The organism is Flavobacterium sp. WC2416 (assembly GCF_041200095.1).
GTDB lineage: Bacteria > Bacteroidota > Bacteroidia > Flavobacteriales > Flavobacteriaceae > Flavobacterium.
Genome location: NZ_CP165626.1, coordinates 1,639,816 through 1,656,917, shown reverse-complemented (window position 1 = coordinate 1,656,917; position 17,102 = coordinate 1,639,816). Strand labels below are relative to the sequence as shown.

General features: G+C 32.9%; 13 protein-coding genes. 8 read left to right on the top strand and 5 right to left on the bottom strand.

The window, feature by feature from the left end; all coding sequences use genetic code 11:
• The first annotated feature begins 98 nt into the window (after positions 1-98).
• Entirely contained in the window at positions 99-1,217 is a 1,119-nt protein-coding gene (locus AB3G39_RS07015; protein ID WP_367771280.1) for a GTP cyclohydrolase, read from the top strand.
• Between the two features lie 72 nt (positions 1,218-1,289).
• On the opposite strand, the gene AB3G39_RS07010 is transcribed toward AB3G39_RS07015, so the two are convergent.
• Both AB3G39_RS07010 and AB3G39_RS07005 read right to left on the bottom strand, forming a co-directional pair.
• Positions 1,290-1,757 carry a hypothetical protein gene (locus AB3G39_RS07010; RefSeq protein ID WP_369764659.1) on the bottom strand — a complete coding sequence of 156 codons (468 nt, stop codon included), beginning with the start codon at positions 1,755-1,757 and terminating at the stop codon, positions 1,290-1,292.
• 105 nt (positions 1,758-1,862) lie between these two features.
• Positions 1,863-3,125 carry an aminotransferase class I/II-fold pyridoxal phosphate-dependent enzyme gene (locus AB3G39_RS07005; protein ID WP_369764658.1) on the bottom strand — a complete coding sequence of 421 codons (1,263 nt, stop codon included), beginning with the start codon at positions 3,123-3,125 and terminating at the stop codon, positions 1,863-1,865.
• A gap of 227 nt (positions 3,126-3,352) precedes the next feature.
• On the opposite strand from AB3G39_RS07005, the gene AB3G39_RS07000 reads away from it, so the two are divergent.
• Entirely contained in the window at positions 3,353-4,156 is an 804-nt protein-coding gene (locus tag AB3G39_RS07000; RefSeq protein WP_367771288.1) for an NYN domain-containing protein, read from the top strand.
• Here the strand turns inward: AB3G39_RS07000 and AB3G39_RS06995 are convergent.
• Complete coding sequence (locus tag AB3G39_RS06995) at positions 4,153-6,537, bottom strand: 7TM diverse intracellular signaling domain-containing protein (protein ID WP_369764657.1); 2,385 nt, start codon at positions 6,535-6,537, stop codon at positions 4,153-4,155. The two genes, AB3G39_RS07000 and AB3G39_RS06995, sit on opposite strands and share 4 nt — an antisense overlap.
• A 165-nt stretch (positions 6,538-6,702) precedes the next feature.
• Between AB3G39_RS06995 and AB3G39_RS06990 the strand changes: the two genes are divergently transcribed.
• The 5 genes from AB3G39_RS06990 (at position 6,703) to AB3G39_RS06970 (ending at position 12,600) form a co-directional block, all read left to right on the top strand.
• The gene (locus AB3G39_RS06990; protein WP_369752316.1) at positions 6,703-8,211 is read left to right on the top strand and encodes an FMN-binding glutamate synthase family protein; all 1,509 of its coding nucleotides are present in this window, start codon (positions 6,703-6,705) and stop codon (positions 8,209-8,211) included.
• A gap of 401 nt (positions 8,212-8,612) precedes the next feature.
• The gene (locus tag AB3G39_RS06985) at positions 8,613-9,191 is read left to right on the top strand and encodes a non-canonical purine NTP diphosphatase (protein WP_367771296.1); all 579 of its coding nucleotides are present in this window, start codon (positions 8,613-8,615) and stop codon (positions 9,189-9,191) included.
• Positions 9,192-9,395: 204 nt separating this feature from the next.
• Positions 9,396-11,327 carry a DEAD/DEAH box helicase gene (locus AB3G39_RS06980; RefSeq protein ID WP_367754466.1) on the top strand — a complete coding sequence of 644 codons (1,932 nt, stop codon included), beginning with the start codon at positions 9,396-9,398 and terminating at the stop codon, positions 11,325-11,327.
• An 88-nt stretch (positions 11,328-11,415) separates the two neighbouring features.
• Entirely contained in the window at positions 11,416-12,183 is a 768-nt protein-coding gene (locus tag AB3G39_RS06975) for a carboxypeptidase-like regulatory domain-containing protein (protein WP_367771299.1), read from the top strand.
• 78 nt (positions 12,184-12,261) lie between these two features.
• Complete coding sequence (locus tag AB3G39_RS06970; protein WP_367771302.1) at positions 12,262-12,600, top strand: DHCW motif cupin fold protein; 339 nt, start codon at positions 12,262-12,264, stop codon at positions 12,598-12,600.
• 255 nt (positions 12,601-12,855) lie between these two features.
• Here the strand turns inward: AB3G39_RS06970 and AB3G39_RS06965 are convergent, their stop codons facing one another.
• Positions 12,856-14,319, bottom strand: coding sequence for an aminoacyl-histidine dipeptidase (locus tag AB3G39_RS06965; protein WP_369769785.1), 1,464 nt, complete (start codon positions 14,317-14,319; stop codon positions 12,856-12,858).
• 101 nt (positions 14,320-14,420) lie between these two features.
• On the opposite strand from AB3G39_RS06965, the gene AB3G39_RS06960 reads away from it, so the two are divergent.
• Positions 14,421-15,491, top strand: a complete 1,071-nt coding sequence (locus AB3G39_RS06960; RefSeq protein WP_367771308.1) for a DUF3810 domain-containing protein — start codon at positions 14,421-14,423, stop codon at positions 15,489-15,491.
• 139 nt (positions 15,492-15,630) lie between these two features.
• Here the strand turns inward: AB3G39_RS06960 and AB3G39_RS06955 are convergent, their stop codons facing one another.
• The gene (locus AB3G39_RS06955; RefSeq protein WP_369769784.1) at positions 15,631-16,935 is read right to left on the bottom strand and encodes an NAD(P)/FAD-dependent oxidoreductase; all 1,305 of its coding nucleotides are present in this window, start codon (positions 16,933-16,935) and stop codon (positions 15,631-15,633) included.
• Positions 16,936-17,102: the final 167 nt, after the last annotated feature.

Genomic DNA, 17,102 nt, shown 5'->3' with positions numbered 1-17,102 from the left:
AGCCCATTAATTTGGGCTTTTTTTTATGTCGTATTTTTTAATTCTTAGAAAGATAGCTATATTCGTGGTATCGTCTTAAAAACAAAACATTTTTCTTAATGATTACAATAAAAGAAGCCATTACAAAAAAGGAAATGACGGATTACATCAAATTTCCTTTTTCCCTCTATAAAAACAACGAATTCTGGGTTCCACCCATTATTGCTGACGAACTAGAATCATTTGATAAAGCTAAAAATCCTGCATTCGAAAATGCCGAAGCGTATTTTTACATCGCCTATAAAAACAATGAAATTGCAGGTAGGATTGCCGCAATTGTGAATTGGAGCGAAGTAAACGATCAACAAAAAAAGAAAGTCCGTTTTGGTTGGTTTGATGTTATAAATGATATCGAAGTGACTAAAGCCTTGCTTGAAAAAGTATACGAATTAGGCCGAAAAAACAATCTAGAACATGTTGAAGGCCCAATGGGTTTTTCTAATTTAGATAAAGTAGGAGTGCTTACTGAGGGATTTGACCAATTGGGAACTATGATTACTTGGTACAATCACCCGTATTATGCAAAACACTTTGAGCAATTGGGTTATGTAACTGAAAAAGAATACATAGAAAGTAAATTTCCTTTTGAAAATGTAAAACCGGAATTTTTTGAAAAAGCTAATGATTTAGTAAAAAGAAGGTATCAATTAAGTCCGCTTAATTTCAAGACTACTAAAGAGGTTATGCCGCATGTAGATAAAATGTTTGATTTATTCAATGCTTCTTACGCTTCTTTATCTTCATTTGTTGCTATTTCAGATACTCAAAAAGAATATTTTAAGAAAAAATACATCAGTTTAATCAATCCGGAATATATTAAATTTGTGGAGGATAAAGACCATAATATAGTTGCTTTTAGTATTGTTATGCCTTCTTTTTCTAAGGCGTTACAAAAAGCAAATGGTAAATTATTCCCTTTTGGATTCATCCATTTACTAAAAGCTAAAAAGCAAAGTAAGGATATGATTTTTTACCTCATCGGTGTACATCCTGATTTTCAAAACAAAGCAGTTACCGCTATAATATTCAATGAATATTATCATACGTTCAAAGAAAAAGGTATTGTAAACTGTTTCAGAACACCGGAATTAGCAGATAATATTGCAATTCATAACTTATGGAAACATTTTAAACCCGAAATTCATTGCCGTAGAAAGACTTTCCGAAAAAATCTTTAATAAAACAATAAATAGAAAATCCATCAACACAACTGATGGATTTTCTATTTATATTTGGTTACAAACACTGAATTACATTTTACAATCTACTTTTGATAAAACCATACTGTCATCAAAATTTAATTTTTTCACATCTTTAAAGATTACTTCCCCCTTATTATCATCTATAACTGCTCCGTACCCTTCCACATAATTATTCCCTTTTTTCAAGAAAACAACTTGACGAATTGAAGTTACACCTTCGGACATGAAAGTATAATCGGCATAAAGGGTATCCTTTTTTATTTCCCCAACCAATGTTCCAAAATTTTTATCCTTTTCATAAAAAACATAACTTAATTTCCCTGAAACCTGTTGATCTCCCTTAATATTCAAAGTCATATAAACCGTATCTTTTTTAATAACGGCGCTATAACATTCCTGAGAACTGGATGTATCAACAACAGCCTTTTCTGGTAGAGTTGTAGTCTCTTTTTTTTCTTTTTTACAGGAAACAAAAACACTCCCTAATAAAATACTTAATAAAATTACCTTTCTCATCAATCATTTAGTTTTTATAAATGTACAAATTCTTACATTAAATGAGTCCAAAAAAAAAACATCAGCGATTGCTGATGTTTTTTATACTATTATAAAAGTAAAGAATTAAGCGTCTAAATCTACTTTAGTTCTAGATGCAATTTCTTTGTAAGTACCGTTTTCTAACTTTTCACGTATTGCTTCAAATGCTACCAATGTTTCATCAATATCTGATAATGTATGAGATGCTGTAGGTATCATTCTTAACAAGATAATCCCTTTTGGAATCACCGGATAAATAACAATTGATAAGAAAATACCGTAATTTTCTCTTAAATCATTTACCATAACCATAGCTTCAGGTACACTTCCTTCAAGATAAACTGGAGTAATACAGGTATTTGTATCACCAATATTGAAATTTCTTGAACGCAATCCCGTTTGCAATGCATTTACGTTTTCCCAAAGTTTATCTTTCAATTCTGGGTGGTTACGCAACAATTCTAAACGTTTCAATGAACCCAGAGTTTGGATCATAGGTAACGATTTTGCAAACATTTGAGAACGCAAATTGTATTTCAAATAATCAATAATTTCTTTATCCGCAGCTACAAAAGCACCAATGTTCGCCATTGATTTTGCAAAAGTTGAAAAATAAACATCAATATTATCTTGAACTCCTTGCTCCTCACCTGCTCCAGCTCCTGTTTTACCAAGAGTACCAAAACCGTGTGCATCATCAACTAGTAAACGGAAATTGTATTTTTGCTTCATAGCAACAATCTCTTTCAATTTTCCTTGTTGTCCACGCATTCCAAAAACACCTTCAGTAATAAATAAAATACCTCCACCAGTGGTTTCAGCCATTTTAGTAGCACGTTGCAGGTTTTTTTCCATACTTTCTAAGTCATTGTGCTTATAAGTAAAACGTTTCCCCATATGCAAACGTACACCATCAATAATACAAGCATGTGAATCAACATCATATACAATGATATCATTTTTAGTAACCAAAGCATCAATAATAGACACCATTCCTTGGTAACCAAAATTCAATAAATAAGCTGATTCTTTCATTACAAAAGCAGCCAATTCTTCCTCTAATTGTTCATGGTATTTCGTATGTCCACTCATCATTCTCGCTCCCATAGGATAGGCTGCACCAAACTGAATTGCTGCATCTGTATCCGCTTGTCTCACCTCAGGGTGATTCGCTAAACCTAAGTAGTCATTCAAACTCCAATTCAAAATATCTTTTCCGCCAAACTGCATTCTAGGCCCTAATTCTCCTTCTAGTTTTGGAAAAACAAAATATCCCTCTGCTTGTGAAGCCCATTTTCCTAATGGCCCTTTATTGTTTTGAATTCTTTCGAATAAATCCTTTACCATAATATATTTAAGTAATAATTTTAATTTTAAGAAGTTGCAAAAATAAATATTTATATTTTATAAAAGTCTTGAAAGTAAATTTATTTTTTGTAGCTATTCCTGCTATTCACTATATCTTTTACTTTTTTAAAGAAAAAAAGTAAAAGGATGCCGTTCCTATCAGGGCTAAAAATTCGATTCCAATAATAAACTTTGTATATTTGAATAATATTTCAACTCAATTATAGATGTCACAAAATCCAACAGAATTAAAACTAGCTGTCCTTATTGACGCTGATAATGTTCCTTATAGTAATGTAAAAGGAATGATGGAAGAAATTACGAAGTACGGAACTCCAACAACCAAACGTATTTACGCCGACTGGACGCGTCCAAATGCTGGAGGATGGAAAGGGGTTTTATTAGAACATGCCATTACTCCTATTCAGCAATACAGCTATACCTCTGGAAAAAATTCTTCTGACTCTGCTTTGATAATTGACGCCATGGATTTATTGTACTCCGGCAAACTAGATGGTTTTTGTATTGTATCTAGTGATAGTGACTTTACACGTTTAGCCATACGCCTGCGTGAATCGGGTATGAAAGTAATAGGAATTGGAGAACAAAAAACACCAAAACCTTTTATCAGTGCCTGTGACCGATTTGTATTTATTGAAGTTTTGGATGGCGCAATCAAGAAAAACACTCCTAAAAGAGTTTCAAATACGGAAACGAAAAAAATAATTGAAAAAAGCACTGAAAAAGCAGCCGAGAAAAACACTCAAAAACCACTGAGTAAAATTGACGAACCTACAATTGATCTTATCGAAGACTCCATTGATGACATTGCTGATGATAGTGGCTGGGCTTTCCTTGGCGACGTAGGAAACCTCATTGTTAAGAAAAAACCTGAATTTGATCCTAGAAATTATGGTTTTCCAAAACTAACTCCCATGTTAAAATCCCTAACTGATATTCTAGAAATTGACGAAAGAGATTCTGACAAGAAAGGAATTAAACACGTATATGTACGCTTGCGTTTTAGTTAAACTAGCTTTTTTATCGCCTGATACAACGTTTCCTTTTTTATAGGTTTTGTTAAGTAATCATTCATTCCTATTTCTGTAACTCTTAATTTGGTGCCTTCCATAACATCCGCTGTTACCGCTATGATAGGAATGTTTGCATACGCTGAACCTATTTCACCATTACGTATCGCAATTGTTGCCTCATAACCATCCATAACAGGCATTTGCAGATCCATTAAAACAATATCAAAAGTATTGGTTTTAAAAGCATCCAATCCCTCTTGTCCATTATTCGCATAAACAACATTTGTATTCAACCATTTTTTAGTAATCATCTTAATCACCATTTGATTAATGGAATTGTCTTCAACCACTAAAATTGTTTTTCCCTCTAAATCATACACTTCAGGTTCAGCCGAAACTACATCCAATTTTGGTTGCTCCACACTTTCAAAATCAATCGTAATTTTACAAGTGGTTCCTTTACCTGGGTAACTATTCATTACAATAGTTCCTCCTTGCATATCAACCAACGTTTTTACAATATAAAGTCCCAATCCTAAACCGCCAAATTTCCTTTTATTATCAATACTATTTTGAGAGAATGAATCAAAAATACTATCCATTTTTTCCTTTTTAATACCAACACCGGAATCAGATATGGAAATAATCAAACTCACCTTATCATCTGGTTTAATTTGAGATTCAATATCGAAATTTACAAAGCCTTCGGAAGTAAACTTAATAGCATTACTAATAACATTATTTACTATTTGCGAAAACCGCATTTCATCTCCCTTCACTAAAAGTGGAAAACCATCTCTCTTAGAAAAATTAAACTCTAATCCTTTATCTTTAGATCTTAACTCTGCGGTCTCTTTAATTCGCTCCAAAGTATGCAAAGGATTGAAAGGCACACTTTCTAATCTCAATTCGTTCTTTTCAATTTTTGAAAAATCAAGAATATCATTTACGGAGCTTAATAAACTATGAGAAGAATACTTTATAACCTGACAGTTTTTTTTGATTTTTTCATCCTCCACATCACTTGAAACTGAATCAATTAAATTCATTATGGCATTCAAGGGCGTTCTTAATTCATGACTTATATTCGATAAAAAATAAGATTTCAAATCATTCATTTCTTCTGAACGAACCAAAGCCAGGCGATTTAATTCATTTTTTTCGTTTTTAAGATTTCTGATTAAATTAGACATCGAAAGCGAAAGAAAAATTATTTCTAATCCAGTTCCAAATTTCGAACTGTTTTGAGTTATAAAATTATTAGGCACCATTCCAAAGTTATTCAGGATAAAAACGGTGAACCCAAGAATTAAAAAGAATATACCAATTGTAAATAAAGAATCAACCTTCTTTTTTTTATAATAAAGGTAAATTACGGAACAAACAATTAGAATCAAAAATATTAGTGCCAGCACATTTACAGCTATATAACAAAATGATAAAGTGGCAGGAATAAAAAGTGTACAAAGAAACAAAACCCCTAACGTAGCATAACTAACATTAAATAATCTATAAAAAGATTTACTGTTATCTTTTATTTTCAAGAAAACTTCACTGTATTTACCTGATAAAAAAGCAGCGACAATAGCTAATAATAAAACAGCATGATTTGAAAACCATCCTCCATTTGGGGTGATGTATTTAAAGAAAAAACCATCTAAAGAAAACTGCAATAAACCAACAAAAACTACATATAAACTATAATATAAAAAAGTTTTTTCACCCAATGCAAAAAAGAAGAAAAAGTAAATTATTGCTGCAATTGTTAATATTCCATAGAATATACCAAATAGAAACTGCTCATTTGAAATCATGTCTATAAAACTCCTAGAAGTATATAACATCAAAGGCATTTTTAATACCTCACCATCACTTTTAAGATGCAAAAACATTTTTATTTTCGCTTTTGGTTTGATTATAATATTAAAAATCGACTTCCGATTGTCAAAAGAACGCATTGAGAAAGGAATATTATCTCCACTTTGTTGCTTTAAAATCTCTCCCGTTGACTCGTCTATAAGGAACAATTCAACCACATCAGTTATCGGGCGAGCCGTTTCGAGGTAATAATTCAAAACAGAATCACTATCGTTTTGAAGCTGCAGTTTCCCCCAGTAATTATCATTTGTAAAACCTAAATCCTCATTTTTAGTCTTTAATGCTTGAGGATGTAAAGAATCATAGTTTGAAATTATATATTCTATGTCAAGAGTCTTATCGCCTACATTTATTATCGATGCCTGTTTATGCAACGAAATGACATTAGGTAAATCATTAGAATGAAATACGTATTGAGAATAAGAATTTGTTAAAAAAAAGAAGAATAAAAAGAAGAATATTTTGGATTTACTTTTTGTGGTATTATTATACAATCTCATATCTTGACCTTTACTATTTATTAATATACGTAATAAAATATAGTTTAGTTTTATTGCAAATATATTGAAAAATAAAAATAGATATTTTTTCAATAAAATCTTACATAAATCAATAAAGAAGCTATATTCTTCTTAATTTAGTGCTCCCACTAAAATCATCTTCACATGAGAAAAAAATTTTTTGTTTTTGTAACTATCGCTTTCTTACTATCCATGCTATTCTATATCTATTTCAATACAAGTCTAGTAATATCAATCGTTTTATTATCACTCTTATTTATTGGGTTCCTTAATAGTTTACAACACAAGCATGCTATTTTACGAAACTTCCCTGTACTGGGATATTTTAGATATCTATTTGAAATGATAGCTCCCGAAATTCAGCAATATTTTATTGAAAGAACAACAGACGGCAAACCTTTTTCTAGAAATGAACGTTCCCTTGCCTATGAAAGAGCCAAAAATATTGATGCTACAACCCCTTTTGGGACGCAATTAGACATCAACCAATCTAGTTATGAAGGGATCAAACATTCTATATTTCCAGCAAAAGTTAATCATGAACTCCCAAGAATAACGGTTGGTGGCCCAGATTGCAAACAACCTTATTCCGCTTCTTTATTGAATATTTCAGCCATGAGTTTTGGCTCATTAAGCGAAAATGCCATTATTGCACTTAATAAAGGAGCTAAAAAAGGAAACTTTTATCACAATACAGGAGAAGGAGGATTAACTCAATTCCATTTACAAGGCGGAGATGTTACTTGGCAAATAGGTACTGGATATTTTGGATGTCGAACAAATGAAGGGAATTTTGATGCTGAAAAATTCAAAGAAAAAGCCAATCATCCTTTTGTGAAAATGATCGAAATAAAACTATCTCAAGGAGCAAAACCTGGACATGGTGGTGTATTACCTGCCACAAAAAACACAGAACAAATCGCAAAAATAAGAGGTGTAGAACCCCATACCACCATACTTTCACCACCTAGTCACACTGCTTTTAGTAACCCCGAAGGCTTGATTCAGTTTATAGCCCAACTACGTCAATTATCAAATGGAAAACCCATTGGATTCAAACTATGCATTGGCCAAACCAGTGAATTTGAATTAATTTGTCAAGAAATGATTCTGCAAAATTGTTTTCCTGATTTCATAACGGTTGATGGTGCCGAAGGAGGTACAGGGGCAGCTCCTCTTGAATTTTCAGACGGCGTAGGTATGCCATTTGAACCCGCATTGATCTTTGTAAACAAAACATTAATCAGTTTAAATATCCGTGATAGAATACGCGTGATAGGAAGTGGTAAAATTATTTCAGGCTATTCCATTCTTAGAGCAATTGCAATGGGGGCAGACATGTGCAATAGTGCCCGTGGTTTTATGTTTTCATTAGGCTGTATTCAAGCATTACGTTGCAATAACAATACTTGCCCTACTGGTGTTGCAACCCAAGATAAAATGTTAATGAAAGGATTAGTTGTTACAGACAAATCTGAAAGAGTGTACTACTTCCATAAAAACACTTTACATGCGGCTAATGAACTTTTAGCGGCAGCTGGTAAATCCAGTTATAATGAAGTCGATAATTCTATTTTTATGCGTGGAGATGAATTCACTAAACTATCTGATCTCTATTTTCCAGATAACTTAACGAATGTCTCTCGTTTTTAATAAAAATAAAAGAGAATCATTTTATTTATGCCAAAAAAAAGGAGGGCATCTATAGCCCTCCAGTTGTAAGTTCTGATTTACCATTATCAACTCATACTTCTAACAGTATAGCTGACTATTGCGTTTTTTTATCTTATGTGAAGATTAAAAATACACAAGTAATTAATCAAAACCACATAGTAAAGATACATTAAAATAAAACTCAAATCCATAAAAGACAACCGTTTAACCTCAATTTAACTCATTCTATTTAGAAATTATAAAAAAGATAGACTTTTAAGAAAAAAACTGAAATTTACATCTAATTCGTTTTCAACAAAGGATAAAACGCAAATAATAGAAACCTCTATACCTTTTAAATAATAGTATATTTGTTTTACTAAATTATAAAGTTTAAAAATATGCAGCTTGTTTTCGCGTCCAATAACAAAAATAAAATAAAGGAAATTCAACAATTACTTCCAGCAACAATACAATTGCTAAGTTTGGAAGACATTGGTTGTCATGAAGAGATTCCTGAAACTGCGGATACTATTGAGGGAAATGCAATTTTAAAAGCAAACTATGTCACTCAAAAATATGGTTATGATTGTTTTGCTGATGATACAGGGCTAGAAGTAGAAGCCTTACACGGTGCTCCAGGAGTGTACTCCGCCCGATATGCCGGAGAACAAAAAGATTCAAACGACAATATGAATAAACTGTTGACTGATTTATCAGGGAAATCGAATAGAAATGCACAATTCAAAACGGTGATTACTTTAAATAAAGATGGAAAACAACAACTATTTACAGGAATTGCTACAGGGAAAATTACTGAAGAAAAATGGGGTGACAAAGGATTTGGCTATGATCCCATTTTCAAACCAGAAGGGTATCAGGAAACTTTTGCTCAACTATCATCAGAAATAAAAAACAAAATCAGTCATAGAGGAAAAGCAACACAACAATTAATTGCCTTTTTAATAAACAAAGAATAATTGTTTGAAATACAACATTTTTTATTCAAAATTTTAAATTTCGAGCAGAAAAATAGCTCTTATAATTATAAATCATAACCCCAAAACTCGAAAGCAAAATATAACTTTCTGATAATCAAATAATAATAAAACATTAAAACTTAAAATAGCATTAGTTTATCTGAATTATAAACAGTAATTTTGCACCCTATTTTAAAAATACATATGAATAAATTTGAACAATTAGGATTGAGTGAATCGTTACTGAAGGCGATTTTAGATCTAGGATTTGAGAATCCGACCGAAGTACAGGAGAAAGCGATTCCCCTATTATTGGAAAAAGACACAGATATGGTTGCGTTGGCTCAGACAGGGACAGGGAAAACGGCAGCATTTGGATTTCCAGTTATTCAGAAAATTGATGCCAACAATAGAAATACACAAGCATTGATTTTATCTCCAACACGCGAATTGTGTTTGCAGATTACCAACGAAATTAAAAACTACTCTAAATACGAAAAAGGTATTAATGTGGTAGCAGTTTACGGTGGAGCTAGCATTACGGAACAAGCGAGAGACATTAAGAGAGGAGCACAAATTATTGTAGCTACTCCAGGAAGAATGCAAGATATGATTAATAGAGGTTTGGTAAACATTTCTCAAATTAATTTTTGTATTCTAGACGAAGCGGATGAAATGTTGAACATGGGATTCTACGAAGACATCGTAAACATCTTATCAACTACTCCAGACGAAAAAAACACATGGTTGTTCTCTGCAACAATGCCTGCTGAAGTAGCACGTATTGGAAAACAATTCATGAAAGACCCTATCGAAATTACTGTAGGAGCTAAAAATTCAGGTTCTGCAACAGTTTCTCATGAGTTTTACCTTGTAAATGCTCGTGACCGTTACGAAGCTTTGAAACGTTTAGCCGATGCTAATCCAGACATTTTCTCAGTAGTTTTCTGTCGTACTAAGCGTGACACACAAGCTGTAGCTGAAAAATTAGTTGAAGATGGATACAGCGCTGCTGCATTGCACGGAGATTTATCTCAAGCGCAACGTGATGGTGTTATGAAATCTTTTAGAGGAAGACAAATCCAAATGCTTGTAGCTACTGATGTTGCAGCACGTGGAATTGACGTTGATAACATTACTCACGTAGTGAACTACCAACTTCCTGACGAAATAGAAACTTATAATCACCGTTCAGGTCGTACTGGTCGTGCTGGTAAATTAGGTACTTCTATCGTTATTGTAACTAAAAGTGAATTGCGTAAGATTTCTTCTATCGAAAGAATCATCAAGCAAAAATTCGAAGAAAAAACAATCCCATCTGGAATTGAAATCTGTGAAATCCAATTATTACATTTAGCGAATAAAATTAAAGATGTAGAAGTTGATCACGAAATTGACAACTACCTTCCTGCAATAAACAATGTTCTTGAAGACTTAACGAAAGAAGAGTTAATCAAGAAAATGGTTTCTGTTGAGTTCAATCGTTTTATCAACTATTACAAGAAAACTAGAGATATTTCTAATCAAGCTTCAGGTTCTGAAAGACGTGATCGCGATGATAGAGATGGTGCTCCAAGAGAAAATAATAATGGTGGTGCAACAAGATATTTTGTGAACATCGGTTCTAGAGATAACTTTGATTGGATGTCATTAAAAGACTACTTGAAAGAAACTCTTGACTTAGGTCGTGATGATGTTTTCAAAGTAGATGTAAAAGAAGGATTCTCTTTCTTTAACACGGATCCAGAACATACTGATAAAGTAATGGAAGTATTGAACAACGTACAATTAGAAGGACGTCGTATCAATGTTGAAATTTCTAAAAATGACGGTGGCGGAAGACGTGACCATAATGGAAGAAGTTCAGGTGGAAGTTTTGGTGGAGGAAGAAGTTCAGCTCCAAGAAGAGAAGGTAATTTTGCTCCAAGACGTGAAGGTTCAGGAGGTTTTAGAAGCGACAGAAATTCAGCTCCAAGAGAAGGTGGTTTCAGAAGCGACAGAAACTCTGCTCCAAGAGAAGGTGGATTTGGTGGAAGAAGTTCAGCTCCAAGAGGAGAAGGATCTTCTGACAGAGCACCTAGACGTTCTGAAAGTTTCGGTGATTCACCTAGACCAAGAAGACCAAGAAGAGACTAACATTTATTGTTAATTTTCTGATAATTATATCTGAGAACTACAAAATATTTAATCCTGTTTTACTACTTTTAAAGTTTTAAATCAGTTTATGAAATATTTTGTAGTTTTCTTTTTTATATTACTTTCCATAACTAGCTCAGCTCAAGTTATCACTCCATCTCAAAAAGTATCTGGTTATATCTATAATGATAATACCAAAAGTCCATTGATTAATGTCAACATAATCAATATCAACAAAGTAAGAGGAGCTCGTACTGATTCTCAAGGATATTTTGAAATTGATGTGCAACCAAGCGACACTCTACATCTTTCTCTTTTAGGATTTCAATCATTGAGAGTTAAAGTAACCAATGACTGGATCAAAAACAAAGTAGCAAAAATCTACCTTACTGAAAAAGCAATTGCACTTGAAGAAGTAGTTATCCGACCATTTAACTTAACTGGTTATCTTGAAGTCGACTCAAAAACAATCCCAACAAACGAAAACTTCCGTTATAGCATTTCTGGATTAACTCATGGTTATGAAGCAGGGGAATATTCACCAAATGCTTTTGGAAGAGTTCTTGGCTCCATTTTCAATCCAGCTGACATGCTTTATAATTTCTTTGGAAACAACCCCAAAGAACTTAAAAAACTTAAGGAAATGAAAAAAGATGATACGGTACGTAATTTATTGGAATCTAAATTTGACAGAGAAACTATTGCTGTACTCCTTGGTGTTGAAAAAAAAGAAATAGCCGAAATTTTGCAACGTTGCAACTATTCCGAAGCCTTTATACAAACAGCAAATGACTTACAAATCATGGACGCTATAAGTGGTTGCTATGAAGAGTATAAAATATTAAAGAAGAAATAATAACACATTTACTAAAAAAATAACAATCCCTAATTACTTGTAGTTGGGGATTTTTTTTAACCTAATATACCTATCAACATGTCAAATATACCTTTTCAAACTATTAATTGGGATACCATAGAGAAAACAGAACACAAAGGAGAAAACGGAACTTCGTTTTGGCAAACTTTACAATTAGGAGGGTTACGAATTCGAAAAGTGAGCTATTCTAAAGGGTATCTAGCAGATCATTGGTGTCAAAAAGGGCATATTGTACATTGCTTAAAAGGAAGCTTTATAAGCGAACTGGAATCTGGAAATCAAGTTTCATTATCCGAAGGTGGAACTTATGTTGTCTCAGATGATTTAAGTTCTCATCGTTCTACTTCAATTTATGGAGTTGAATTATTAATCATTGACGGCGATTTTCTAAAATAAAATTCAAACACAATCAATAAATTATATACATTTACTTCAATCAAATAAATTAATAACCGAAAATCTAAATACATATCATGGCAAAAAGTCAAGACGCTAAGAAAACAGCAAAGAAAGAACCGTTAAAAACGGCTAAAGAAAAGAAAGACGAAAAAAGAGAAAAGAAAAACAGTCCAAAAAGAGACTAATTCTTATTAAATAACAAACCCTCGTTTATTACTAAACGAGGGTTTGTTTTATAATTTAGGCTGAAATTTATTTCAACGGAATATTAGCTAAAATTTCTACTAAAAATTTCCAGAATTTCTGAGAAGAAGAAATACTTGCTCTTTCATCAGGTGAATGCGCTCCATGGATTGTTGGTCCAAAAGAAATCATATCCATTTCAGGATAATTAGTTCCAAGAATTCCACATTCTAATCCTGCATGACACGCTACAACACTTGGTTTTGCTCCATTTTGTTTTTCATAAATAGGAACTAGAACATCTAATATTTCTGATTCAGCATTAGGAGTCCAACCCGGATAAGATCCTGAAAATTCCACTTCACAACCCATTAATTCAAAAGCAGAACGTAAACCGTTTGCTAAATCAAACTTAGCCGTTTCCACTGAAGAACGTGTTAAACATTTAACCGTAAGGTTCCCATCTCCTACTACTACTTTTGCAATATTATTAGATGTTTCCACAAGATCAGCAAAATCAGCACTCATAGCATAAACCCCATTATGAGCTGCATACATTGCTCTAACAAAATAAAATTGAGCAATTGAAGGCATTACTTTAGCAGGAGCTGCTTTTAATTTTTCGAAAACAACCTCAAGATTTGGCTCAGTCGTTTTTAATTCTGTTTTGATATCATTTACAATCTGTTGCATATCAAAAACAAATGCTTCATCATACACTTCAGCAATTACTACTGTTGCAACACTTTCTCTAGGAATAGCGTTACGTAAACTTCCTCCTTGTATTTCAGAAATTTGCAAACCAAAATTATCAAAACCATCAAATAACAAACGGTTCATAATTTTATTAGCATTCCCTAATCCTTTGTGGATATCCATTCCAGAATGCCCACCTTTTAAACCTTTTACCGTAATTTTATATCCAACAGAAGCTTCTGGTGTTTCCTCTTCATCATATTCAGCAGTAGCTGTCACATCAATACCTCCAGCACAACCGATATCAATTTCGTCATCTTCTTCAGTATCTAAATTCAATAGAATTTGACCTTGAAGAATCCCTCCTTTAAGATTTAACGCACCCGTCATTCCTGTTTCTTCGTCTATCGTAAACAATGCTTCGATAGCTGGATGTGGAATATCAGTACTTTCAAGAATCGTCATTATAGCCGCAACTCCAAGTCCATTATCGGCCCCTAATGTAGTCCCTCTAGCACGTACCCAGTCTCCATCAACATACATATCAATCCCTTGAGTATCGAAATCAAAAATGGTATCTCCATTTTTTTGATGAACCATATCCAAATGTCCTTGCATTACTATTGCTTTACGATTTTCCATTCCTGGAGTCGCTGGCTTACGAATAATTACATTACGGATCTCATCTTCAAAAGTTTCTAATCCAAGATTTTTTCCAAAGTCTTTCATAAATTCGATTACTCTTTCTTCTTTTTTTGAAGGGCGAGGAACTGCATTCAAATCGGCAAACTTATTCCAAAGTACTTTGGGCTCTAAATTTCTTATTTCTTGACTCATTTATTATTGTTTGAAGTTTAACATTTTTAAAGTCCAAAGTTACAAAGTTTAAATTCTTTTTCGGTACTAATTGATATTGTAATTATATTTACATTCTATAAATGAATCCTGTGAAACCGAAATACATTTTACCTTTTTTTCTAATTGTTCAAATCATTTTTTTACAAATCATTCCTTTTTACCCAGAATGGATAGAGCAAAACTATAGTAACGGGCTGTACCCTAGTATCGCAGCATTTTTAAGGACTTTTTTAGGAGCGATTCCATTTTCTATTGGAGATTGCATTTATTTTATTCTTATTTTTTTGATTATAAAATGGTTTTGGAATAAAAGAAAATCTTGGAAATTGCAGTGGAAAAATAACATTTTGACTATTCTAAGTTTCTTTTCCGTTTTTTATTTTTTGTTTCACAGCCTTTGGGCGTTTAACTATTATCGTCAACCTCTTTTTGAAAAAATGGCTATTCAAAGAGAATATACCGATGCTGATTTACTTGATTTCACCAAAGCTTTAATAATTAGAACAAATAGTATACAGAGACAGTTAGCCCAAAATGACAGTTTGAAAGTAAAATTTCCCTACACCCAAAATCAGGCATTCCAAAAGAATTTAAATGGGTATAAAAACCTATCCAAGGAGTATCACTATTTTACTTTTAACCAAATAAGTACCAAGAAATCACTACTTAGTTTGCCATTATCTTATATGGGTTTTAGTGGTTATTTGAATCCTTTTACAAATGAAGCACAAGTCAATGATTTAGTTCCTATGTATAATTTTCCTACCACTACCTGTCATGAAATGGCACACCAAATGGGCTATGCCAGTGAAAGCGAATGCAATTTTATAGGATTTATGGCTTCTATAAAAAATGAAGATTTGTATTTTCAATACTCAGGGTACAGCTTTGCTCTGCGATACTGCTTAGGTAATTGGGAAATACGAGATAAGAAAATTTTTAAACAATTACTAAAAACAGTTCACCCTGGAATTTTAAAAAATTACCAAGAAAGTAGCAATTTTAGAAAACAATACCAAAGCCCAATTGAAAGTGCATTCCATATTTTTTATGATAATTTCTTGAAATTAAATCAACAAAAAGATGGGATGGAGAGCTACAGTAAATTCATCAATTTAATGGTAAACTATTACAAAGAAAAAAAACTTTAGTAAGAAAACAAAAAAATGAACTTTCCTTTCTCACTTGAAATCTTTGAATCCTTGAATCCTTGAATCTTTGAATCTTTGAATCCTTGAATCCTTGAATCCTTGAATCCTTGAATCCTTGAATCCTTGAACCTTAAAAAAACTAAACCTCGTCACTAGTAAAAGAAGTAAAGCTTTTCTTTTTATAAGGACGAATAATTAATCGACCTTCCCGGTCAAAACGAATGTAATTGTACACCCAATTCAAGAAAACTACAGCTTTATTTTTGAATCCAATAAGGGAAAACAAGTGTACAAACATCCATACAAACCAAGCAAAAACACCACTAAAATGGTAATTAGGCAAATCAACAACGGCCTTATTTCGACCTATAGTAGCCATAGAACCTTTGTCATTGTATTCAAAAGGCTGCATCTCTTTATGCTGAATTAACTTTATTATATTCTCTCCTAATAATTTTCCTTGCTGCATGGCAGGCTGTGCCATCATGGGATGTCCTTCTGGGTATTCCTTCGTTTCCATAGAAGCAATATCTCCTACGGCAAATATATTGTCATAACCCTTTACTTGATTGAATTCATTCACCCGAATACGTTCTACTCGCTCAACAAGAGATTGTGCATCTAGACCCGCTACAAGCGCTCCTTGAACACCTGCCGTCCAGATTACAGTAGCCGTTTCAAAAGTTAAATCGGAATTAGTGGTAATGGTGCGTCCATCATAATTAGTTACTCGAACATTTTTCCAAATTGTAACGCCCAAACTTTCTAGAAATTTTTCGGCTGCCAATGATGATTTCTCACTCATTGTATTTAAGATTCGGTCTCCGCTTTGTATGAGGTTAATTCCCATTTTTGCAATATCAAGATCGGGATAATCTTTTTGAAGAATAGCTTTTTTCATTTCGGCCAATGCGCCTGCCAGTTCCACTCCTGTTGGTCCACCTCCTACGAGTACAAAGTTGATTAAGCTATTCTTTTCGGCAACATCTGTAGTCAAAACAGCTTGTTCAAAATTTTCCAGAATAAGAGAACGAATATTGAGTGATTGCGGTATGGTTTTCATAGCCATACTATTGCGTTTTATTTCTTTATTTCCAAAATAATTCGTTTTGGAACCGGTAGCAATAACAAGGTAATCATAGCTCAACTCCCCTATTTCGGCAATTACTTTTTTGTTTTTAGTGTCTATTTCTTGAACAGATGTCAATCTAAAATAAAAATTATCATATTCTTGAATTACTTTACGAATTGGATACGCTATAGATCCGGCTTCAAGACCACCTGTTGCTACTTGATACAATAAGGGTTGAAATGTATGGTAATTGTGCTTGTCCAATAAAACTACTTGTACCTTTTTATTTTTTAATTGTTTGGCTAGCGCTATTCCTGCAAAACCGCCACCGATAATAACAATTCTAGGTAAAGTTGAATTTGGGATATTCATAATTAAATGCTGTTTCAAATTTGTAAAACTCAAATATACAAAGTTTAGTGTTTGTTGTTCTAAATTACTGCAACTGAAAATGCAATTATGAAAAATAGACGGTATAGATAGCCCCGATAGCAATGGAAATCCCACGCTTTTTTGCGTGGATTGCAATGGATAGCGGG

Excerpts from the sequence above, each read along its gene's own strand:
- AB3G39_RS07015 (WP_367771280.1), top strand. The coding sequence starts at position 99 with ATGATTACAATAAAAGAAGCCATTACAAAAAAGGAAATGACGGATTAC.
- AB3G39_RS07010 (WP_369764659.1), bottom strand. The coding sequence starts at position 1,757 with ATGAGAAAGGTAATTTTATTAAGTATTTTATTAGGGAGTGTTTTTGTT.
- AB3G39_RS07005 (WP_369764658.1), bottom strand. The coding sequence starts at position 3,125 with ATGGTAAAGGATTTATTCGAAAGAATTCAAAACAATAAAGGGCCATTA.
- AB3G39_RS07000 (WP_367771288.1), top strand. The coding sequence starts at position 3,353 with ATGTCACAAAATCCAACAGAATTAAAACTAGCTGTCCTTATTGACGCT.
- AB3G39_RS06995 (WP_369764657.1), bottom strand. The coding sequence starts at position 6,537 with ATGAGATTGTATAATAATACCACAAAAAGTAAATCCAAAATATTCTTC.
- AB3G39_RS06990 (WP_369752316.1), top strand. The coding sequence starts at position 6,703 with ATGAGAAAAAAATTTTTTGTTTTTGTAACTATCGCTTTCTTACTATCC.
- AB3G39_RS06985 (WP_367771296.1), top strand. The coding sequence starts at position 8,613 with ATGCAGCTTGTTTTCGCGTCCAATAACAAAAATAAAATAAAGGAAATT.
- AB3G39_RS06980 (WP_367754466.1), top strand. The coding sequence starts at position 9,396 with ATGAATAAATTTGAACAATTAGGATTGAGTGAATCGTTACTGAAGGCG.
- AB3G39_RS06975 (WP_367771299.1), top strand. The coding sequence starts at position 11,416 with ATGAAATATTTTGTAGTTTTCTTTTTTATATTACTTTCCATAACTAGC.
- AB3G39_RS06970 (WP_367771302.1), top strand. The coding sequence starts at position 12,262 with ATGTCAAATATACCTTTTCAAACTATTAATTGGGATACCATAGAGAAA.
- AB3G39_RS06965 (WP_369769785.1), bottom strand. The coding sequence starts at position 14,319 with ATGAGTCAAGAAATAAGAAATTTAGAGCCCAAAGTACTTTGGAATAAG.
- AB3G39_RS06960 (WP_367771308.1), top strand. The coding sequence starts at position 14,421 with ATGAATCCTGTGAAACCGAAATACATTTTACCTTTTTTTCTAATTGTT.
- AB3G39_RS06955 (WP_369769784.1), bottom strand. The coding sequence starts at position 16,935 with ATGAATATCCCAAATTCAACTTTACCTAGAATTGTTATTATCGGTGGC.